The following is a 20,943-nucleotide window of genomic DNA, read 5'->3' as shown; positions in this document are numbered from 1 at the left end:
ATCAGCTCTCCGTCGCGGCTGCGGGAAAAAGAAAAGCGAAGGCGATGCGCCGCCGCCAGGCAGTGGTCAGCGCTTCCTCGATAACGCCGAGGCGTTCATAGGCGTGGATGAAGCGGTCCGGCGCTGTCAGAATGCCGCAATGCTTGACGATGGCGCCGGAGCGCATCCGGAACAGGACGACCGCCCCGGTTCCGGCTCCAGTCGCGTCGATACGGATCAGAACATGCTTTGCCGCCTCGGCCAGCACCTCTTCGCACCCCGTTTCGCCCCAATCGCGCGAATAGGCGGGCACCGAGAGCGTTTCCGGTCCCAGCAGCTCCCGCCAGACACCGCGAATGAGGCCGAGGCAGTCGCAGCCCGCCCCGCGCCGGCTGGCCTGATCGTGATAGGGTGTGCCAAGCCAGCGTCTCGCGATGGCGACCACCCGCTGCGGATCGGCGGGCATCACAGCACGCCCCCGTCATTGGCGCTGCCGGGCTTCGCATAGCGCGTGATGGCGTCCTGCCCCGGTATGTGGGGAAAGCCGCGAAAATTGACAGCATTGCCGAATTTTGCCCGGCAGGTTTCCAGCCGCTTGTCGCAGCCCGCGCGGATGGTGAAGGCGTCGCCCATCCCGATCCCGCGCACCGGGGCTTCCAGCAGGGTCAGGGTGACCGCGCCGCCGCCCGCTTCATGCAGCGCGATCTCGGCCGCGCGCCCGGCATCGGCGCCGCTGGTCCATGTCAGCGATCCGAAGTCGAACCAGCCGTTGGCAAAGCCCGAGAGCCCGGTGGCGATGAAGGCGCGGTCGCGGAGGATGTCTGCGACATGGCCGCGGCCGGTATAGGCGGGGTCATCGAGATTCACCCGGCATCGCCCATCCCCGAGAGCGGCATCGCAGCTGCCCTGAAACACCCGGCCCACGGTCTGGCCGAGCAGATGCGAGAGGCTGCGGATCTCGGCCACGAAACTGGACTGGCCCCGGCGCAGCTCGCCGATGGCGCCGCGGCGCATCAGCACCCGCTGGCCGGGCTCCTGCCAGTTCACCCGCCAGAGTTCCACCAGCGCATTGTCCCAGCGCCCGTCCAGAATATCACTCTCGGTGATCCGGTCCGACGACAGCGCGCCCTCGGCATCCTGTGCATCGACCGAAAGATCAGAGCCCGACCTGATCTCGGCGGCGGCAAAGCCGCTCTCCGGTTCGAAACTGGTGCCGCCAAACCCGAGCACCCGGTCGTGATCGGTAAAACCCATCACCACGCCATCGGTGCGAGTGATCTTCCAGCACCAGGCCAGTGTGGTGGTGCCGCTGGCGAGATGTGCCTGCAGGGCAGGAGAAAGGTCTTTCATCGTCTGATCTCCAGAAGCGGGATGGAGGTGATCGAGCCGAGGCGCTCGATATCGAGGGTCACGTCCAGCGCGTCGCTGTCGAAGCGCACCGGCACGTCGAATTCGAAGCCGGCGGTGATGGCGATCCCGTCGCCGGGCGCGGCGGCGAAGCTGACCACGCCGGTTGCCGCATCCACGCTCCAGCCGCTGGCCTGCGGTGCGCTGTTCAGGGCAATGGTGACGGTGCCCGCGACCGGTTTTGTGATGGCCCGCGTCCAGACCTGCGCGCCCGAGGCATAGCGCTTCACCAGCTGGAACGTGGTCGTCACACCATCGCCGGTGCCGATGACCTGATCGGTGGCAGCCGGGATCTGCGAGGGCGGGCAGGAGCGATAATCCGACCAGTCCTTGAAGCGGAAGCCGTGCAGCCTTGCGTTGCGGGCCTCGAAGAAAGCGACGACTTTCGCCAGATCGTCGGCGCGGCGGATGCCATAGCTGACATCATAGCGGCGGCGCGAACTGGCCCATGCCGCATTGCGCTCCTCATCGCCGGAGGCCAGTTCGACGATGGTGGTGCGCCGTTCCGGCCCGCCGCGGGCGCCGCGCGAAATATCGTCGGGAAAGCGGATCTCGTGAAACATGGCTACATTCCTCTCCGGCCCATGGCGACGGCGCGGGCGATATCGGCCGAGACCTGCGCCCGCGACTGCCGAAAACTCTCGGCATCGCGGGTCTGGATATTGACGGTGACGCCGCCATGGCCTGCGGCCTCGCGGCGCGACAGTACCCGCTCGCCGCGCTGCAGGATTGCCGGGACCTCGTCCGAGCGCAGCCCGGCCCAGCCGCCGGAATGCATGCGCGGGGCATTGGCAAAGATGCTTGCCGGGACCATGCGTGCCGTCCCGCCCGATCCGACTATGCCGCCAGCATGCATGACATTGGCCATCACCCCGGCGCTGCCCAATGACCCTGCCCAGCCGCTCAGCGCGCCTGCCAGCGGTCCGAGCAGAAAGCGCCTTGCGCCGATCTTTGCGAAATCGGCGATGATCGAGGTGACCAGATCCCGGATCGAGGCCTTGCCGGTCCTGACGAAATCGCCGATGGCATTCTCGGCGCTCTGAAATGCCCCGGTCAGCGCCGCGCCGATGCCGCTGCCCATGTCGCGGGCACTCTCGGCATAATCCGACAGCGATTCCGCGACCGCCTCCCAGCCCCGTTTCGCTTCTTCCGCGCCCTCTTTCACCTCGCGTCCGGCCTGCTTTCCGGCCGCGCCCGCGCGCCGAGCGGCACCACCGGCCTTCTCCAGTGCCTGATCGAGACCGCCTGCTGACGCTGCAGCATCGTTCAGCGCCTCCGCCCCCTCGGTTCCGCCGGCCGACATCGCCTCCTGCAGCGCCTGCCAGCTTTCCAGCGGTGCTGTCGCCGCCTCCCCGAAAGCGCCTGCCTGTTCGAGATAGTCTGCCGCGCGGGATGCAGCCTCGCCCGCGAGATCGCCGAAGAGATCGGGTGCTTCGACATAGCTGCGGGCGAAGGCGTGGGCAAAAGCATCCGCGGCTGCGGTCCCTGCATCGGCCGCCGCGCCCTCGAAGGGATTGTCGATGCGGCCGAGGTCCAACGGATCGAGCCTGCCGATCTCGGCCCCTCCCTCACCGACGGCCCAGTCCGGCAGCAGGGCCAGCGCGCCGTTGATCGCAGCGATAAAACTGTTGATGCGGGTGACGACGCCGTTCAGCATGGCCTCGATGCCCGAGATCAGCCCGTTCGCCGCCTGAAACGCGAAATCGCCGATGGTGCCGGGCAACCGTCCCCAGATCGCCGCCACCGCATCGAAACCCCCGGACCAGACGGCGACCGTGCGGTCGACGGCGGTGACGGTGCCGCTGAGGATTCCGTCCAGCACGGTGAAGACAACGGCCCGATAGCTCTCCCAGCCTGCCCCCATCAGCGCGAAAGCCCCCTGAAACGCCATGCTGATACGTTGCCCGATTTCCATGGCGAGGCTTCCCAATAGGCGGAAGGCTTCACCGAGACCGCCCACCTTCTCCACCAGCCGGGTGAACTGATGGATCAGCTCGCCCGCCGCAACGATCAGGGCGCCGATGCCGGTGCGGATCAGCGCCACCCGCAGGGCGGTCAGCGCGGTGGCGAGGCTGAAGGTCGCGATCCGGGCCGCAACGAAGGCCGCAACCCAGCGCCCGGCCATGAAACCGGCAAAGGCAATCCCGATCGATGCCAGCCGTTCGAGATTATCGGCCACCATGATCAGGACATCGGCGACGGCCGAGGAGGTGCCCATCATCCGGTCCCATGTCCCGACCATGCGCAGGGCGGTATTGCCGATCAGCGTGAAGGCATCGCCGATGGTCGCGGGCATGCTGTCGGCCTCTTCGCGCAGGCGGGTCAGATTGCCCAGCAGGGCACTGCGGATGACATCTCCGGTGATCCGACCATCCGAGCCGAGCTGGCGCAGGCCCGAGACCGTGCTGCCGAGTTCCTCGGCCAGCAGTTCTGCCAGCCGCCCGCCGCTCTGGATAATGGTGTTCAGATCGTCACCCGCCAGCACGCCCAGCGCCATGGCTTTGGAGAGCGCGTTCTGGACGGATGCCGCGCGTTCGGCCCGGGCGCCGGACACCACCATGGCATTGTTCAGCGCCTCCGTGAAATCGAGGCTCTCGGCCGTCGACAGGCCCAGTTCCCGCAGGGCGGTGGCATTTGCGAGCCAGGATTCCGTCGTCTGGCCCAGTTCCGAATAGGTGCGACGCGCCATGGCGGCCAGCCGCTCCATGACCAGCGCGCCCTTTGCCTGTGATCCGGTGGCCAGATCGACGCGCGAGCGCAGATCGGTCCACTGATCCGCATAGCCCTGCACCTGCCGCAGGCTGAAGGCGCCGGCGGCAATGCCGGCGAGACGCTTCAGCATGATCCCGGCACGGCCCACCTCGGCCGACATGCGCCGGAAGCTTTTTGCCCCGGCATCGCCGACGCCCTGCAGTTCCGCACGGACCTGCCGCCCGTTCTCGGCCACCAGCCGGACGGACACCTTCTTCTCAGCCATGATTGTCCCGGTCCTTCCCGATCTGTTCCTTCGTGCGGCGGATCATCTCCGCCTCGATCACCGGCAGCAGCTCGGCGATGGCTACGGCCGGAATCCCAAGCGCGCGCCCCAGCGCAAGCGCGGCCGTCATGTCCCAGCCCAGCACGGCGCCGGGAATGGCCCGGATCTGGCCCGACAGCCGCCCGGCCAGATCCCAGACCGCCCAGCCTTCCTCGGTCTGCGGTGCATTCAGCCGCGCCGGGCAGTCTTCGCAGAGGCCCGGGCACGCTTGGCAGTAGCGGTCGCCCCCACCGAACTGCCAGTCGGCGAGGGCGCGGAGGCGTTTTTTTCCTGATCCAGCATCAGATGCGGTGCGAGGCAGTCGCGCTGAAACGCCTCGAAGATCGGCCAGATATCCAGTAATGCGTCGATCCCCTCAGAGGTGACCGGCAGCGGGTTCCCCGCCGCATCGCCGACACCCTGCCAGTCGAGAATGACCCGGCGGGCGACCGCCTTGGCCATGGTGACGGCCAGTGCCTCCTGCGGCAGATCCTCGCTCATGTCCGAGGCGGCGATATCGCTGCGGGCGGCGGCCATGATAGCGGTGGTGACCGGCGCCACATGCAGGCGCAACCCGGCGCCGAGATCGAGCCAACGGGGCTCGGCGGTGAGGTTCAGACGGATCATGGATCAGTAGCCTTCGATGTCATTGGTGAGGGTGATGGTGGCCATGCGGCCGGTGACGGGATCGCGCGCCGCCTGCCAGTCGAAGCTGGCCTGCACCCCGGCCGGGCCGCTGATCTCGATCCTCGGGCGCGGCAGATAGACGGCATGGGCGGTCAGCGTCAGGCTCTGGCCTGCGGGCAGCTCATAGGAGAACTGCAGCGCGCAGGGCGTGCCGCTGATCGCCTGCTGCACCAGCGTGCTGTCGGCAAATCGCACTTCGATCTGACCGGTCAGCGCCGCGATGGTCGGATCGGCCCCGTCGATCATGCCATCGGCGCGGATGGTCTCGATCCGGTCGAGATTGTTGGAGTATGTCAGCTGCGCCGAGACAACATTGCCGAGGGCTGCGCCGTTTCGTTCCACGGATCCGTTGAAATGCCCGAAGCGGATCAGCTCGAAGTCCGCAAGCGTGCCGGCCTGCGATGTGGTCGTCACCGTCTCGCCCTGCGCGATCAGCCTTACGGTGGCCGTCAGCAGACCGGATCGCTGCAGCGTCCAGGAGAGCTGGTTCAGCATCACGCCGGAATACATGGCATAGCGCGGGACTTCCGGCATACCGGTCTCGATCGCTATCGAGGGCAGGGACCAGTTGCCGCTGCGGAATTCGTGGACATAAGGCCCGGTGCCGGTGGTCACGGGCGCGCCGAACGCTGCCTTCAGCCAGAAACCGAAAGCTTCGGCATCGATCGGCACGCTCAGATCGCCATCGGCGGTGATCGCATCCTTGATCGGGGCCAGCGGATCGCGGCCGTAGCCCAGCAGTTCGGAAGACAGGAGCGGCTGTTCGGCGCTGAGGGTGGAGCTTGCGAAGGGCAGGCGGGTGAAACTGCCCGCGGGCGGTGTGCCATAGGTGCTTTCGAACGCGACCGCCAGCTGCGATCGCGCCCCCTGGGCTCGGGCCATGGAAAATCCTTTCAGTGGTTGTGAGGTGGCCTGTCAGGCCAGTGCATCTGCGGTGGTGTAATGGAGGGTGATGCCCAGCGCGGCGGCGCGGATGGTCGTGGCGCCCTCGACGGGCAGATCGGCCGGTTCCGGGGCCTCGGCCTCTATCCAGTCGCAGATGCCGCCAAGCGTTCTGTCGCCGGCCAGCAGGGCACCGATGGCGGCGGTCAGGGCATCGAATCTCTCATCGAGATCGCCGCCGCGCAGAAACACTTCCAGTTCCGCGCGGTGCTGCCAGTGCCAGCGGAGCGGCGACAGGGTCACTTCAGGTGTGCCCGGCGTGCCGTCGCGCAGGATCACGAGGCCCGCATCCGGGATGCGTTCCGGCAGCACGGCATTGCGCATCACGGTCGCGCCGCCCGGCATTCCCAGCAGCGCTTCATGCAGCGCCTTCAGCACGGTCTCGCGGCGGGTGATCATGTGATCCCGCTCCAGCGCCGGGCAATCGCGGCGGGCAGGGCGGCGAGTGCCGCCTCCGCCGGCCGTTCCAGATCCAGCCGCTTGCTGAGCCGGACCTGCGGCACCAGCAGGAAGATCGGCACCGAGGTCAGCCCGCGCCCGGTCTTTGACCGCGAGCGGACGGCACGGCACTTTTTGCTCAGCCGGGCCTCGGCGATAAGCAGGCTGGGGCCGCTGCGGCGATAGATGAAGCGCAGGCGCAGACCGGTGCGCCGCTCCCATTCGCCGGGCGTGATGCGCCCGCCGCGCAGGCTTTTCCCGGCGGCTTCTGTCGGGATGGCCAGCCAGAACCCGTCGGCCGAGCGGATCAGCGGGCCGGTATCATGGGCCTCAAGGATCACCGGAGCCCGGCTCCAGACCATGGCGGCGGCATTCAGACTGTCGCGGGTCTTGGGATAGGTCTCGGATCTGATGGTCCGGGCGACACGATGCCCAAGACCGGCACGGGTGATCTGACCGCGCCAGTCGTCGCGCAACCCGTTGCCGGCATGTTTGACCGCAGCCGTCACTGCCTTCTCGCCGGCCGCAATCTCGCCCCGCATCAGTTCTGCAAGATCGGTGATGGAGGCCGAGAGCTTCATAGAGGCCGCAGATCGAGGGTCCAGATCAGCCGTTCGCGATCGCGGAGGGGCTCGCCCTGCACCTCGAAGGTCTCGTCGTTGATCGTCACCCGGTCGCCCGGTCCGGGTTCGGGGACCTGCGCGATCATGACATCGGCCCGCAGGGTCTCGGACCAGACCCGGGTGCCGCCGAAACCGGTCACCTCGTCCGGCGCTTTGCGGATCAGCCGGATCGGCAGGGCCGGTTCGACGCCGCCCGCAAGCCATTGCGCGTCCACGGCCATGTTCGGATCGGCAAAGACCCGGGCCAGCGCGGTCTCGAAAGCCAGCATCAGACCGCCACCCCGTTCAGCCGCACCCGGCCGATGGTCTCGCCCGCCGTGCCGCCGGTTGCCTGCATGGCAATGCCGATCAGGGTGTTGCCAGTGGCCGTGGTTGTGGCCCGTTCGTTCGCAGCGTCCCAATAGACTTTTGTGCCGACGGACCAGGCCTGCGAGGGCTGTTTCGGCAGGTCGAAAATGCCGGTCACGGCAATGCTGCAGTCCTTGCCCTGACCGATATCGGTGACCTCGACGGTGGCACAGGCGACGCCGAAGAGGCCACCGGAGAGGAGATAGCCTTTGCCGCCGATGACGCTGTCGCCGAGGAGGAGGGCCTCGGTCGGGACGGTGATGACATTGCTCTGGGCAACAAAGTTCTTCATGGGAGCATCCTTTCGGGATTGTGTGTTGCGCCGAAGGGCGCGGTGGCCCTACGGTCGGGATGGAGCTGTGGCATGGGTGAAAAACCCGGAGACGATGGCGGCAATGCCGCGCAGGAAGAGCAGTGCCAGCTGATCGGTCGATTGTGGGACGAAGGTCTGGCGAGCGGGCCTGCCGCGTCCGGCACAACCATGGCCGATATCAAGGCAGAAGCCCGCCGTAACCATGATCAGGACGGCGCCGCACCCGGGTTGCGATAGAGCCCGCGCCAGTCGATGGCCTTGGCGGCGAAATCGTGCCGCGCCTTGATCTCGAGCCCGTCGACCTCGAAGCCGGTGCGGGTCTCGGTGAAGACGCCCTCCTGGCCGTCGAGATAGGCATATTCCACGGTGTCGATGCGGGCCGGATCGGCGGCGAGAAACCACGGATCCTGACCGCTGGCCGGGATCAGGCGCGGTTCCTCGATGACTTCCAGCCGTCCCGAGAAGGTGTTGACCTCGGCGGTGCTGCCGGGTGTGGTCGCCGTGACCTGCTTGCGGGCCTCGACCGCGCGCGGGCCGGGCGGCGTCAGGATCCAGCGCGGCAGGATCGAGATCAGCCGGTCCTCGAGGCCCTTCTGCTGGCCGAAGGCGCGATAGGCCGAGGCCAGTGCTGATTCCGAGATCGTCGAGGCGGTCCCGCTATTACCGTGATCGGCATGGAAGAGGGTCTTGCCGTCGCCCATGGCGGGGTTCTGCATCAGGATCGAGTAGACGATGTCGGATTCGAGATCGGCCGCCGAGGCGCCGAAGGAGGCGGGCAGGCGGGTGAAAGCGTCGAGGTCATCATTGATCAGCACCTGCCGGGTGATGGCAACAATGCGCCCATAGGTGGCGAGCGCATAGACCTCGCGGCCCTCACCGATGGTGCCATATTGAAACTCGCCCGATTCCAGCACCTTCTGCAGATCGGGCGCGCCACCGAGCTGCGTCCGCTGCACGGGTTTGAAATCGGTGATGGTCGCGCGGCGCGCCCAGGCGCCGAAGGTCCGCGGCGTCGACGCATAGGCCTGGCGCAGGGTGGCATTGGCGACATTGGCAAGGATCGCCGGGAAATCGCTGGTGGCGTGATAGCCTGTGGCGCGCTGCTCGAAGGCTGCGCGGGCCACCTCCATCTTGGACATCCCGCGCGTGCTGCCGCCCCGGCGCTCGATGGCATGGCGGGCCATTTCCAGAAGGGTCAGGCCGCGGAATTCCCGTGCGGTGGCTTCAAGCGCATGGGCGCCGGGATTGTGACGGTGCAGCATCGCATTCGTGACCGCATCACGATAGGCCGTTTCGGCAGCGCCATCGCCGCTGGCCTGCGCCGGGGCGGGTTCCACCGTTCGCCCGGCCGGGTCGCTCTCGACCAGCTTGTCCAGCACCGCGGCGCGGGCCTCATCGATCGAAACGCCGCGGCCGATCAGATCATCGGCCATGTCAGCGAAACCGGCGCGGCGACACAGGGCCATGATATCGGCGCTGCGGCGGCGTTCCTCGGCACGGATCGCCTCCGCATCGGGCGCGGTCGGCGTCGGGTTGGCCGGGGCAGGTGCGGCAGGTGCCTGCGGCGCAGGATCGGCGCTGCGGGTTGTAAGGTCGTCACAGGCGTCATCGGCCTCGGCCGGGCTATTCTGGGGCATGGTCATTCCTCTCATGGTGATGGTGCAGGGATGCAGGCGGGTGATGTGGTCGCCGGGCTCCGCGCGGATGCCGGCGCTGGCATCGGCGCCGATGGCGACCGCGGAAATCTCCAGCGGTTCCCAATCGACGGCGCGGTAAAGCGCCCGGGCGCCGCCGTCGCTGCGATCCGCTTTTGCCACGCGTTCGAAACGGTGGACGCGGTAGCCGACCGAGACATTGCGGATGATGCCGGCGCGGATATCGCGCCAGATATCCTCGACCTCGCCGCGTTCGGACAAACGGATGCGGGCAAAGGCGCGGCCATTCTCGATCCGGATCGAGCCCTCTTCGACCACGCCCAGAATGCTGCGCAGGCTGTAAGACGCATGGCTGTTCAGAAACGGCGCGCCGCCATTCAGCCGCTCGAGACGCATGGCATTGGGCGTGACCACCAGTTCCTCGTCGAACTCCTCGTCGCGTGCCCAGGAATAGCGGCGGACCTGCGCGCCGGTCGTCCAGAGGACCTCGAATGTCCGGGCCGTCTCATCGACAGCCTGCAGCGAACCGGCCCGCCCGATCACGGGCAGGTCGATAATCTGATCGTTGGGCATTCTTCGGTTCCTTACTTATCCTCGCACGCAGGCGGCGATGTCGGGTCAGTTGTCTGCACCAGGCCGCCCTTGGTGACGCGGCGCGGATCGCTGTCGAAAATGAGACCGGCGGCATCGGATTTTTTGGCAAACCCGGCCCATTCGGCGAGCACCTCGTCCGGGTCATAGCCGCGCCGGGCGATCTGCTGCGGCAGGGTGGAAAATCCCGCCCGGACCTCCAGCAGATCGGCCTGGGCATCCTGCAGCGGGTTCACGCTTTCGAACTTGGGCGGCCCCCATTCGACGGGGATCTCCACGCCCTCGGGCAGAAGGCCAACCATCACGGCGGCATCGACGAACCAGCGCCAGATCGGTGCGCAGAACATCGGGATGACGGTCTGCCATTGCAGCTGCTCGACCATGCGGCGGAATTCGTTGAGGCCCACGCGGCTGGAAGAGAAACTGGTCTGGCTGAGATCGCCGGTCATCAGCGCATAGGGGACGCGGAAACCGGCGGCGATGATGTGCAGCTGCACCCGGTGCCATTCGTAGACCCCGGCCGTCGAGGCGGGCTGGTTGAATTTGATATCCTTGCCGCCACGCGCATAGGCGATGAGGCCCGGTTCGAACTGTTCGATCCGGTTGCCGGAAGCATCCTCGACCACCGGGGCGATCGACTGCTGATCCTCGTCGGCCCCGAAAACAATGCCGACCAGACAGGCTTCGGTGCGCTTGCGCACGAGTTCCGCCTGCTGCCAGTCATCGACATCGCGGATCGCCCGCATCGCCGGGGTGCCCCAGGGCACGCCGCGCGACTGCACCCGCTGGCGTTCGAAGAGATGGGCGACGCGATCCGCGGGCAGGCGCGAAGATTCCAGCCGTCGGGAAAAGACCGGCGCGGTATCGCCCGGATGATCCGAAAACATCCAATACGCAACCCGGCGCCCGCTCCGGTCATATTCGATACCCTGGCTGATGCGGGATCCGTCGCTGCGGCTGTCGAAACGGGCGGCGTCGAGATGGTCGGCCTCGCGCAACTCGATCCGCAGGGGAACATCACGCGAGCCGGTTGCCCGCACATTCCGTCGGATGGCGAAGACATCACCGCCCTCGATCATCTCCCGCACCGCCAGCCCGAGGATGCCGTGGAAGTCCGTGTGCCCGTGCTGATCGCAGCCTTCCGCCCAGCGTTTCCACAGCGCATCGACCTGTCTGTTCAGCGCCGCATCGCCGGTTGCAGCCCGCGGGCGGATGCCGGTGCCGACGATATTATTGACCAGCACCTGCACGGCCTGCGCGGCCATCGGGTTGTTGCGCACCAGATCACGCATGCGGTGCCTGAGCAGCGGCCCGTCGGCGGCGATCTCGGCATCGGCGGCCGTGCCGCGCGATGACCAGCCCGAGGTTCCGCGCCCGCGTCCGGCGGCATCGTAGTCCCGGCGCAGATTGCTGATCGCCACCCTTGCGGCATAGCGTCGGGCCGCACTCCGCGGTGCGACGGCCGAGAGGGCAGCATCGATCAGTCCCCAGCGCACGCGCGGGGCCGTGTGATCGCGGATATCGGGCATCATCAGCTCCTGCGGAAGCCTGCGAACCCGGCGACGGGGCGGGGACGACCGGCAGCACCCCCCATCTCGCGCTCGATCAGGCGGATGCGGCCCAAAAGATCATTGGCACTGCCGTAGTCCACCGATTTGCCGTCATAGGCGACGCGGGTCGTGCCCGCCGCATAGGCCCGGCGCAGGGCGTCGAGTTCCGTCTCTGTCCAAGCCATCAGAACCAGTTTCCTCTATTGCGTTCACCCAGCCAGCCGGAATTCCGGGGCCGGGGCGCTGTGATATTCTGCCGCTGCGGCTGACCCGCGGGCAGTGTTGTCTCGGTCTTGCCGGGCAACAGCTGCTCTTCCAGCTGTTCCCAGCGGTCCTCATTCCAACGGTCCATGCCGATCAGCCAGGCGGCGGCCCGGGCATAGACCCGGCAGTCCAGCGCTTCGTTGCGATCCCGGGTCTGCTGCCATTCCAGCCGCTGGAATCCCTGCCGGGTCTTCACCGTCATCAGCTGCTCGGCCGTCAGCTGCTTCGTCCATTCGGCGGTGGTGCCGCGCGGGATATGCACGAAACCGGCCGGATGGCCGCTGCCCTCCACCCGTTCCTCGTCAGTCGGTGCCGCGAGCCGCAGAAACCGGTAGGTCTCGGATTTGAACACAGCGCCAGCCACTTTCCAGAGCCGCACGCCGCGCCGGATCCGTCGTCCGGCCTCGGTCACATCGACATAGGTCGGCCCGTCCACGGGCGTTGCGCGATCAAAACCGCCGACGCCCTTCACGGCGATCACCTGCCCATGGCCCATCCGCCTGCACCAGCCATAGACCGCGTCTGTCGTGGCCCCGTCGCCGGTATCGATGGCCAGCCGCGCCAATGCCATGCGCGCGCCGCCCGCATGTTCCCATGTCTCGCCCAGAAAATCCGTCAGATCGACCCAGACCTCTTCCCGGGCGGTATCGCCTTCGAGAACCAGGTGATCGACGAGCCAGCTTTCCAGATTGCGGCCCCAGCCCCAGACATCGATCTCGATCCGGTCGCGCTGCACATCGGCCCCTGCCGTCAGCATCAGCGCGCCTTCCGGCACCTGTCCCAGCGTAAAATCCTCGCGCCGCTCATAAAGACGCTGCCAGTCCGGCGCCTCGCCGCGTTCCTGCCATGTCTCACCCAGCACCGTGTTCTTCAGCGTCTTCAGCGCCGCGTCATTGCCCTGCGCGGCCTCCCAGCCCCGGGCGATCTCGGCCCAGGAGAGCCAGCCCAGCGGCGAATAAAGCCCGCTGATATGGAAACCGGTGATGCCCGCGGCTTCGGCCCGGCGCCTTGTCTCGGCATCGGCCGTCGGCAGCCATCTGGCCCCGTTGGCCTCATCCATCATCTCGGTCTTGTGTCGTTCTGCGATGGGCTCGTCGCAATGCTCGCAATGATATGCCGCCGTTTCCGGCTGGCCCGGTTGCCAGCGCAGGCGGTCGAACTTCAGCCATTGCAGCGCGCCGCAATGCGGGCAGGGGAGGTGATAGCGTTGTTGATCAGACAGTTCGTATTCCCGTTCGATCCGCGACAGGCCTTTTACCGTCGGCGTCGAGGCCAGAAACGCCTTGCTGCGATGCCCGAAGCTGATCGTGCGGGCCTCGGCCAGCGCAATCGGATCGCCTTCGCCATCGATATCGCCCGGATAGGCATCGACCTCGTCCAGAAACACCCAGCGCGCTGGCATCGACCGCAGCCCGACCGCGCTGTTCGCCCCGGTCAGGATCAGCTGCCCGCCCGGGAAGCGCTTCCCCAGAATGGTATTGCCACTGTCCTTCGACCGCGACGGCATCACCAGCGTCCGCAGATCCGGGCTTTCCTCGATCAGCGGGTCGATCCGCTGCTGCGACAGGCGCTTGGCGAGGTCCACCGTCGGCTGCACCGCCAGAAACGGCCCCGGCGCGCGGTGGATGCAGAAGCCGATCCAGTTATTCCCAGCCTCGGTCGCGCCGACCTGCGCGGCCTTCATGAATATGACCCGCTGCGCCGGATTGGCGGGCGAGAGCGCATCCATGATCCCGCGCATATAGGGCGTCCGGTCGGTCCGGTATGGCCCGGCCTCCGAGGCCGCACGCGAGGACAGAATCCGGTGCCGGTCCGACCACTGGCTCACGGTCTGGCTCGGGTCGGGGGCGAGACCGTCCAGCCATGCCCGTCGGATGTCTTCGGCGCCGTCATAGTCAGCGAAGGTCAATCTTCACCTCGGCCATGTCCGCCAGATGCGCCCGCAGATAGCGGTCCAGAACCTGTTCCAGCGCATGGGCCTCGACGCCGAGTTCGGCCGCCATGTTCGCCGCCACCCGCGGCGGCCAGTTCAGCCAGGCATCGCGCTCCCGCCGCGCCAGATCGAAAACCGAGTTCGTCGCCCGCGCTCGGTTGATCAGCTCGCCCTTCATCTTCTCCAGCCGCACCCGCGCCGTCTGCGCCTTCAGCACCTCATTGGCCATCCTGGCGCGCAGAAAGGACACCTCGCCGCCCGCGCCGGAAGTGGTATCGCGGCCCGCATCGCCCAGCGTTGCATTCACCGCGTCGATCGCCGCTTTCGGCACCGGCTTTGTCGCTGCCGCACGGGCGGTACCGGCGGCCGTCCTTGTGCCCAGCGCCTGCGCATGCACCCCGCGCTGCTTCGCCGGGTCGGTCTGGCGTTCCCATTCCGCATCGGCCTTCGCAGGGTCGATCGTCCCATCCGCCTCGACAGAAATCCGGCCGCTGGCAATCGCCTTGCGAACCGCCATGTCGCTCACGCCGCGCATCGACGCATATCTGCGGCGCGAGACGCCCATGGCTGAGAACCCTTAAGATAGATTGCGAGTGAACGAGCAGATCATATCAAACTGCATCCAAAGTTATTGAGTACTGCCTCTAAACTATATCCTGGCCATGACAAACTGGGTAAAGTCACGTATCGCCTCAGCGTCGACCAATACGACGTCGGTGGTTTGAGCTAGCTCTATTGCCGACCGCGTAAATCCGCCGGTCCCAATTACTACTGCCATATCTGCGCAATAGTGCTTCGTTCCTGCATAGGCTTCTTGGACTGCTTTGTTTCCTATAGGAGTGCTGTATAGCTTGCACTGAACTGCAACGATCAAGCTCTCTCGCATGGCTATAAGGTCAACCCCTTGATCTCCGGAGGCCTTGCTTACCGTGACATTCCACCCCTGTGATTCAATCTGGGCGGCGCACCAGTGCTCGAAGTCGAGGCCTGTCGTCGGAAACTCGTGCTCTTCGAGGCTTTCTTCCGCCCAAGCACACGCAAGTCGGAACATTGCACGGAAGGGTCTGTACATATGGAAAAACTTGAATGAGCCTTCTGGGAAGAAATTTTCGATGAAATCTTCAACTTCTTTGGATAACTTATCGTACTGAACGTCTCCGTATCTATCTCGGCCTGCCGAAAGCGCTCTAACAAATAGTGGCCGCAGAACGGTTTTCTTTTCGACAGCAAGATTTAAAATTTGATCTATATCTGCTCGACGTCTTTTTGTTGCTGTTGAGACGAGAAACTGTTCGAAATCAAAGCCAACTTCCTCAAAACCTTTCTTGAGGTTTCCCTTTCCGATCTCTGATACAAGACCAATAACTTCGCGCGCTTTTTCTTTCTCTTCCCGAGTAGCAAAGTTATCTTTTGCGCCAAATAGGTATGCGTTGTCCGTTTTCGCTATTGACGAAAGTTCCGATATTTGATGCGCGGCAGCAAATTTTATTCCTTCATCTGAGAAATTTGGCTCTTCTTCGATTATCTGAATTATTTCTGAAAATCTGTCCGGGATTAGAAGCGCCGCGTCATATCCGCCCATTTGTGCGTAGCTCATCGCGAAGTGAAAGCCGTCACCTCGCAGAGTGATGATGGCATCGCCAATTTCGCTAATCGAAACCATCGGTAGCTCCGGTACAACAGCCTCCTCGTTGGACGGAAGGTCAGCCTCCGTATCAGCTTGCTGTTTTCTCTTCCAGGGCCACATTGCTGTCTCTCCGTATGCATGCTCTGTATCGGAGACTATTCAGCACGACTTCTACTTGCAAACTTAAACCTTGAAGGTTCGAGTTTCATTGTCTTCAGCGTCGTAAAATTAGGATTGGGGGTTGTCGTCGAGGACCGCCGTCCCTCCGGTCAGGTTCTGCCACCTTGCCACGGCGACATCGACATAGGCGGGGTTCAGCTCGATTCCGTAGCAAACCCGACCCGTCGTCTCGGCCGCGATCAGGGTGGTGCCGGAGCCCATGAACGGCTCGTAGATGGCTTGCCCGGGGCTGGAATTGTTCAGGATCGGGCGGCGCATGCATTCGACCGGCTTCTGTGTGCCGTGGACCGTTTCCGCGTCCTGATCCTTGTTGGCGATCTGCCAGAGCGTTGTCTGCTTGCGACCCCCGGCCCAGTGGCCCTTGCCGGTCTTCTTGACGGCATACCAGCAGGGTTCGTGCTGCCAATGGTAATCGCCCCGGCTGAGGACCAGCCGATCCTTGGCCCAGACGATCTGCGAGCGGATGTTGAAGCCGCAGGCGATCAAGCTGTCGGCGACGGTCGTGGCATGCAGCGCGCCGTGCCAGACATAGGCGACGTCGCCCGGAAACAGTGCCCAGGCCTCGCGCCAGTCCGCGCGGTCGTCGTTCAGCACCTTGCCGGTGCGTTTGGTCTTTGCCGCGCCGGTCGCATTGCGCCATGCCGGGTCGTATTCGACCCCATAGGGTGGGTCGGTCACCATCAGCAGCGGCCTCACCCCGCCCAGCAGCTGTTCTACGTCACTGGCGACAGTGGAGTCGCCGCAGAGCAGGCGGTGGCCGCCCATGATCCAGAGATCACCCGGTCGCGAGACCGGATCGGCCGGCGGTTCGGGCACCTCGTCCTCGCCATCGACCGTGCCGTCCTCGCTGCCGTCCAGATCGCCCAGCAGCGCGTCCAGCTCGGCTTCGGAAAAGCCGATCAGGTCGAGATCGAAATCTATGTCGCGCAGGCTTTCCAGTTCCGCGCGCAGCAGTTCCTCGTCCCAACCGGCATTCTCGGCGATTCTGTTGTCGGCGACGACCAGCGCCCGGCGCTGCGCCTCGGTCAGATGGTCCAGCACGATCACCGGCACCACGGCCAGCCCCAGCTTCTGCGCGGCCATCAACCGGCCGTGACCGGCGATGATCACATCGTCCCCGCCGATCAGGATCGGGTTGGTGAAGCCGAACTCGGCGATGGAGGCCGCAATTTGGGCGACCTGATCCTCGGAATGGGTGCGGGCGTTGCGGGCATAGGGAACCAGCTTTGCGGCCGCCATCATCTCGATCTGCAAGGCACGTTCTCCGTTGCCGCCGTGGCGGGTCATGAAAAAGCCGGGCGATGGGACGCCCGGCGGGTGGTCTTGTTGCGGCCGCGAACCCTGCGAACCCAAAGGTGCGAACCCGGGCGCGAACCCAGAATTTTTCTCTGTCGCTGGAGGGTTAGCGAGCCTCTGCCCCCCGCATAGGATCGATCCGGCGGAGGAACCAGAGCCGGGGACGGGCGCTTGGCCCGGCCTCACCTCGCCTGATCGTAGGTCGAATATGGGCCGAAACCGCTGATAATGTCGCGCCCTAAGTTCGACCCATTCGCGCCCTCACGGCGCCCCGCTGGCGCCCCCGCCGCGCGGTTTGGCGCCCTGTTCTGCACCGGTCGATTTTGCGCCGACCGTTTGCGCGGGCTTTTTCTCAAGCTTCTTCAGGGCCTTGGAGATGGTCAGCAGGCTCGCCGTCCAGCGCCGCCAAGCGGTGGAGCGCACGCAGCCGACATGGCGGCAGATGGTCTGCCAGCGGTGACCCTCGGCCCGCATCCAGACGATGCGCCGATTGTCGGCGGCCAACTGCTCGGTCTCGCCGCCGATCAGGGCCAGCCAGCTCAGCGCCTCTTCCATGCGCTGGATCTCGCGGGCATTGGGAATCACCCGCATCCGGGCCGGTTCATAGCCATAGGCATGCTTTGCCTCATGGACATATTCCGGCCAGGACCGACCGTAACCGCGTGCCCCTGAAGAGGGCGGGTTCGGCAGGCGCTTCAGCGTCAATGCGGCTTCCTCGAAGCGGTCCTCGATCTCACGCGGCGTCATCTTCACCAGCCTTTCTGTGCGGAATGGGCACGCCGCGCCCCGTCAGCCGGTCCACCGTCACCAGTGAGAGGCGCAGCAGGGTGCGGGCCATGGTATTGGTCACCGCGGTCGGCGGCAGGTAGCGGTCGGAGTTGATCCAGTCGGCGAAGAACCGGTGCTGGGCGGTGATGCGGGGATCGGCTTCTCTGCGCAATCTCGCTTGCCTGGCCGCCCGCACGGCGTCGGTGAAATAACCCCAGGTCCGGATCGGGCTGATCCTGATCTGCGTGGTTCGTTTGGCGATGGTCGGCAGGATGTCCGCCTCGAGGTCGATCCCCTCGCGCAGCCAGCCATCGATGACATCCGCCGTGCCGGTGATTGCCGCCCGTGACGCCGGGCAGAGGCCGGGGCCTCCGGCGGCGAGACAGCGGGTCTGGGGATCGGAGTTATCCACAGGCTCGCTCTCGCCCTCCGGCGTAGTAGTAAGGTTATAAGGATGGTTCGGGTGAATCTGGTTCACGGGGTCATGCGAACGTGGTTCACGGGTTACCCGTGAATGAGATTCACGGGGTGAACCCTGTTCACGGGTCGAAACCAGCTTATCCACAGCTTCGGGCAGGATCGCATATTCGACCGTGTAGCCGTGTTTGCAGTCGCGCTGACCGGCCTCGGAAACCAGCCCGTCACGGATCAGTTCGGCGATGGCGATCTGCACCGCGCGGCGCGACAGTTCCAGATCGCGGGCGATGTTGGCCTTGGAGGTCCAGATGCCGGAACCGTCATCGGCGGCCTTGTCGGCCATGTAGAGCAGCACGGCTTTGCGGGTTGCCGATCCGACCACCCGCCTTTGCACCGAGGCCGCGATCAGATTGCTCATGGCCCGCCTCCTTCGAGGATTTCCTCGATCGAGCGGATCTCGAAGGCTGTGGGCGCGATGAAGCGCAGGATTGCATCGCGGTCGATGGCTGGAAAGGGCAGGGCGAGGGTTGCAAGGGCAACGACGATGGCGAGGGCGGCGATCACGACACCCAGCCTCATCGTGCCATCCTGCGTCCGCCGGTCTTCCGGCTTTCCTGCTCCAGGAGCCAGTCCTTCACCGCTCCGCGCCGGTAAAGCACCTTACGGCCGATCCGGATGCAGGGTGGCCCGATCCGCCGGGTCTCCCAGCGCTTCAGCGTATCGCTGCTGACCCCGATGATTCCCGCCAGCTCCCGCCGCGGCATCCACTCATCCAGCAGCCCCTCAGGGGCGCTGATAGCTTCTTCCGTCATGATCCCGATCCTTCCGTGATTGCGGGATCAACGGGTGCATGACGGCGCACCGGAAAGCGCGGAATGGACCGGAACGGGAATGGCGAGAGGTGCGCCGGTCCTTGATTCATCGGGGCTTTTGGGTTCAGGAAGTGGCGGGGCAGGAATGCTGTTGCCGCACCGGTACATTCCTCGCCATCAAGCTATCGCGACCCCCCGTTATTTTTTGCAAATTTCCCGACGACTGACCGGACTTCGGGTCGAAAATCCGGACCAACGCTAAGCACCCCTGACAGGTCGGCCGGACGATTTTGCGACCGCGCTTCTTGCCGCCTTGGGCGGTGTGGGTGTTCACTGTGTCAGGTATGAGCGCAACAATGGGCGATCCCTGAGCCATGGGGGAACTCCGTCGATCGACCTGCCGCTGCCACGGATCTGTGCACGCCAGAGGATCTCGGGCGCATAGTCGGCCATCTCTTCCCCTAGCTCTGCCTCAATCTCAGGTGCGCGGGCACGAAACAGCATCCGAACGATGTCGATTGTTCGAACCGTACCCCACGGCGCAAGCGCTAGATCGATATCAGGGCCGGGATCACCGGCATCCGTGCGCGCAACATTGCCGCCTGATGTGACCGCTTGAAACATACGGTCAATGCGCAGGATGCCGGCTCCCAGGCCATAATTTGGTGGCCAGTTTGCTGGACGCTCGGCCGTTTGCTGAAGGATGCGATTGAACAATTGCTGGCCAGTCATGCCATTTTTCTTCGCCAGATTCTTTAGGTCGTCGCGACTGCCGATGGCCGTCGACCACAATATCGCCGCGCCAGAGGTCATCGCAGTGGCCAACGTAGTGCCTTGTGCGGGTTTCACGGCATCGTCGGGGCTGCTCGCGGCAGGCTTAGTCGCACCCCAGACATTTTCCCCGGGGGCGGAAATGGTCGTTTCAGGCCCTCTTGAACTATTGGGCCAAGCGCTTTTGTCTTGCCGCACTGCCCCCGCAGCGCTGCAGAGATTTAATGGTGCATAGGCCGCCGGAAACACGGTCCAAGGCCAGCAGTTACCGGCGGCGCAAACAAGCAGAACCCCCTCGTCAACGGCCTGGCGCATTGCCTTTTCGGTGGCCGATATCCTGTACGGCGCACCCATGGCCATTGTGATGACTCGTGCGTCATGGCGGGTTGCATGGCTGATCGCGCGTGGGATTGTTCGTTGCGACAGGTTCATGACCGACCGAAATGCGCGAATGGGAAGGACATCGGCCGCAGGGGCGACACCGGTAATTTTCCCCGGCGCTGTCATGTTGAAGCCAGAATCGATATCACCGCGACTTGCTAGAACCGAACAAACGAGTGTTCCATGACCCGCATTTTTGCCTATGCCCGCGTTGAATCGGTCGCGCGCATCCGTTCCGCCTTCCACCAGATTCAACTGACCATGTGTCAGGATCGAGCCGGTTAACTCGTCATGGCTCGAATGGCCTGTGTCGATCACCGCAACAATGCCGCCCCGGCCTTTAGGAGCTTTTTGCGTGTTCCAACCGCCCTTGGTGCCGACCATCTGATGCGGCCACCCCGTTGGTGACAATGGCACCTCGGGCGTTGAGCACAGATTGGCCAGCAGGCCGGGCGCTACCCCTGCACGTTGGAAATAGAGGCCGCCGATAAGCGCCGGGTTTATTTCATCGGCTTGCAGGACTGGCCGATACTCGCGTGCCAGCGCAAAGACGGCTTCTTCCTCACTCATGCGCAGCAGTCCGACCAGCGTAAGAAAGAAATGATGGTCGGATTGTGGGTCGAACACTGCTGCAACGGGCAGCCCTTCGCCGAGAACCTCGGTAACCAACGCCTGTACGGTGTCTTCGCTGCGGGGCTCCGCATAGACCAGTTCCAACTCTGCCCAGTCATCGCGCGTGTCCCGCGGACTATGATCGCGGTCGTCGTAATCCTGCATCACTTACTCTCCGAGCATAGGGGGTGCTTCAGAATAAATAATACCACGAACAGCCTGTTGATTTTAGACGTTGGTAAATCGCGTATTTTCTGGCGCTGGATAGAGCCTGAATGTTTGCTTTCAAGCGGGCTCGAAGCTGAATTCCGACAGCATGTTCCCGACGGCACC

General features: G+C 64.9%; 24 protein-coding genes. 1 reads left to right on the top strand and 23 read right to left on the bottom strand.

Annotated elements, in window-relative coordinates; translation table 11 throughout:
- Position 1: 1 nt before the first annotated feature.
- The 11 genes from JHX87_RS08640 to JHX87_RS08590 form a co-directional block, all read right to left on the bottom strand.
- On the bottom strand, positions 2–445 hold the full coding sequence (locus tag JHX87_RS08640) for an NlpC/P60 family protein (protein ID WP_271886795.1): 444 nt from the start codon (positions 443–445) through the stop codon (positions 2–4).
- Positions 445–1,329 (bottom strand): DUF2163 domain-containing protein, encoded by an 885-nt coding sequence (locus JHX87_RS08635; protein WP_271886794.1) that lies wholly within the window; start codon positions 1,327–1,329, stop codon positions 445–447. Before JHX87_RS08635 ends, JHX87_RS08640 begins: the two co-directional genes overlap by 1 nt.
- Positions 1,326–1,949, bottom strand: coding sequence for a DUF2460 domain-containing protein (locus tag JHX87_RS08630; RefSeq protein WP_271886793.1), 624 nt, complete (start codon positions 1,947–1,949; stop codon positions 1,326–1,328). The genes JHX87_RS08635 and JHX87_RS08630 overlap by 4 nt, the downstream gene beginning before the upstream one ends.
- Positions 1,950–1,951: 2 nt before the next feature.
- Complete coding sequence (locus JHX87_RS08625) at positions 1,952–4,363, bottom strand: tape measure protein (RefSeq protein ID WP_271886792.1); 2,412 nt, start codon at positions 4,361–4,363, stop codon at positions 1,952–1,954.
- Positions 4,356–4,493, bottom strand: a complete 138-nt coding sequence (locus JHX87_RS08620; protein ID WP_271886791.1) for a DUF7697 family protein — start codon at positions 4,491–4,493, stop codon at positions 4,356–4,358. Before JHX87_RS08620 ends, JHX87_RS08625 begins: the two co-directional genes overlap by 8 nt.
- 98 nt (positions 4,494–4,591) lie before the next feature.
- Complete coding sequence (locus JHX87_RS08615) at positions 4,592–5,029, bottom strand: hypothetical protein (RefSeq protein ID WP_271886790.1); 438 nt, start codon at positions 5,027–5,029, stop codon at positions 4,592–4,594.
- A 3-nt stretch (positions 5,030–5,032) separates the two neighbouring features.
- On the bottom strand, positions 5,033–5,971 hold the full coding sequence (locus JHX87_RS08610; RefSeq protein WP_271886789.1) for a phage tail tube protein: 939 nt from the start codon (positions 5,969–5,971) through the stop codon (positions 5,033–5,035).
- Between the two features lie 33 nt (positions 5,972–6,004).
- The gene (locus tag JHX87_RS08605; RefSeq protein WP_271886788.1) at positions 6,005–6,430 is read right to left on the bottom strand and encodes an acyl-CoA transferase; all 426 of its coding nucleotides are present in this window, start codon (positions 6,428–6,430) and stop codon (positions 6,005–6,007) included.
- Entirely contained in the window at positions 6,427–7,050 is a 624-nt protein-coding gene (locus JHX87_RS08600) for a DUF6441 family protein (protein ID WP_271886787.1), read from the bottom strand. Before JHX87_RS08600 ends, JHX87_RS08605 begins: the two co-directional genes overlap by 4 nt.
- Positions 7,047–7,361 carry a head-tail joining protein gene (locus JHX87_RS08595; RefSeq protein ID WP_271886786.1) on the bottom strand — a complete coding sequence of 105 codons (315 nt, stop codon included), beginning with the start codon at positions 7,359–7,361 and terminating at the stop codon, positions 7,047–7,049. The genes JHX87_RS08600 and JHX87_RS08595 overlap by 4 nt, the downstream gene beginning before the upstream one ends.
- On the bottom strand, positions 7,361–7,732 hold the full coding sequence (locus JHX87_RS08590; RefSeq protein WP_271886785.1) for a DUF2190 family protein: 372 nt from the start codon (positions 7,730–7,732) through the stop codon (positions 7,361–7,363). The genes JHX87_RS08595 and JHX87_RS08590 overlap by 1 nt, the downstream gene beginning before the upstream one ends.
- A 72-nt stretch (positions 7,733–7,804) precedes the next feature.
- Here JHX87_RS08590 and JHX87_RS08585 point away from each other — a divergent pair, with 72 nt between their 5' ends.
- Positions 7,805–7,990: a hypothetical protein gene (locus tag JHX87_RS08585; RefSeq protein WP_271886784.1), complete on the top strand. Its 186-nt coding sequence runs from the start codon at positions 7,805–7,807 to the stop codon at positions 7,988–7,990.
- Here the strand turns inward: JHX87_RS08585 and JHX87_RS08580 are convergent.
- From JHX87_RS08580 to JHX87_RS08525, 12 genes are all read right to left on the bottom strand, one after another.
- Positions 7,960–9,981 carry a prohead protease/major capsid protein fusion protein gene (locus JHX87_RS08580; protein WP_271886783.1) on the bottom strand — a complete coding sequence of 674 codons (2,022 nt, stop codon included), beginning with the start codon at positions 9,979–9,981 and terminating at the stop codon, positions 7,960–7,962. The genes JHX87_RS08585 and JHX87_RS08580 overlap by 31 nt on opposite strands.
- A gap of 11 nt (positions 9,982–9,992) precedes the next feature.
- On the bottom strand, positions 9,993–11,528 hold the full coding sequence (locus JHX87_RS08575; RefSeq protein WP_271886782.1) for a phage portal protein: 1,536 nt from the start codon (positions 11,526–11,528) through the stop codon (positions 9,993–9,995).
- Between the two features lie 2 nt (positions 11,529–11,530).
- On the bottom strand, positions 11,531–11,734 hold the full coding sequence (locus JHX87_RS08570) for a phage head-tail joining protein (protein WP_271886781.1): 204 nt from the start codon (positions 11,732–11,734) through the stop codon (positions 11,531–11,533).
- A complete protein-coding gene (locus JHX87_RS08565; protein WP_271886780.1) occupies positions 11,734–13,722 on the bottom strand; it encodes a phage terminase large subunit family protein in 1,989 nt (662 codons plus the stop codon). Before JHX87_RS08565 ends, JHX87_RS08570 begins: the two co-directional genes overlap by 1 nt.
- Positions 13,709–14,281: an elements of external origin gene (locus tag JHX87_RS08560; RefSeq protein WP_272833920.1), complete on the bottom strand. Its 573-nt coding sequence runs from the start codon at positions 14,279–14,281 to the stop codon at positions 13,709–13,711. The genes JHX87_RS08565 and JHX87_RS08560 overlap by 14 nt, the downstream gene beginning before the upstream one ends.
- 114 nt (positions 14,282–14,395) lie before the next feature.
- On the bottom strand, positions 14,396–15,493 hold the full coding sequence (locus tag JHX87_RS08555; RefSeq protein ID WP_271886778.1) for a restriction endonuclease: 1,098 nt from the start codon (positions 15,491–15,493) through the stop codon (positions 14,396–14,398).
- A 108-nt stretch (positions 15,494–15,601) separates the two neighbouring features.
- Positions 15,602–16,840 (bottom strand): site-specific DNA-methyltransferase, encoded by a 1,239-nt coding sequence (locus JHX87_RS08550; protein WP_271886777.1) that lies wholly within the window; start codon positions 16,838–16,840, stop codon positions 15,602–15,604.
- A gap of 270 nt (positions 16,841–17,110) precedes the next feature.
- Positions 17,111–17,596: a DUF6362 family protein gene (locus tag JHX87_RS08545; RefSeq protein WP_271886776.1), complete on the bottom strand. Its 486-nt coding sequence runs from the start codon at positions 17,594–17,596 to the stop codon at positions 17,111–17,113.
- Positions 17,583–18,452, bottom strand: a complete 870-nt coding sequence (locus tag JHX87_RS08540; protein ID WP_271886775.1) for a helix-turn-helix domain-containing protein — start codon at positions 18,450–18,452, stop codon at positions 17,583–17,585. Before JHX87_RS08540 ends, JHX87_RS08545 begins: the two co-directional genes overlap by 14 nt.
- Positions 18,449–18,613, bottom strand: coding sequence for a hypothetical protein (locus JHX87_RS08535; protein ID WP_271886774.1), 165 nt, complete (start codon positions 18,611–18,613; stop codon positions 18,449–18,451). The genes JHX87_RS08540 and JHX87_RS08535 overlap by 4 nt, the downstream gene beginning before the upstream one ends.
- Positions 18,610–18,846, bottom strand: a complete 237-nt coding sequence (locus tag JHX87_RS08530) for a helix-turn-helix transcriptional regulator (RefSeq protein WP_271886773.1) — start codon at positions 18,844–18,846, stop codon at positions 18,610–18,612. The genes JHX87_RS08535 and JHX87_RS08530 overlap by 4 nt, the downstream gene beginning before the upstream one ends.
- Positions 18,847–19,176: 330 nt before the next feature.
- Positions 19,177–20,775 carry a S8 family peptidase gene (locus JHX87_RS08525; RefSeq protein WP_271886772.1) on the bottom strand — a complete coding sequence of 533 codons (1,599 nt, stop codon included), beginning with the start codon at positions 20,773–20,775 and terminating at the stop codon, positions 19,177–19,179.
- Positions 20,776–20,943 lie beyond the last annotated feature (168 nt).

The sequence above is a fragment of the Paracoccus fistulariae genome, from assembly GCF_028553785.1.
GTDB classification, from domain to species: domain Bacteria; phylum Pseudomonadota; class Alphaproteobacteria; order Rhodobacterales; family Rhodobacteraceae; genus Paracoccus; species Paracoccus fistulariae.
Note: the sequence above shows the minus strand (reverse complement) of the source record. Positions and strands in the feature narration are given on the sequence as shown.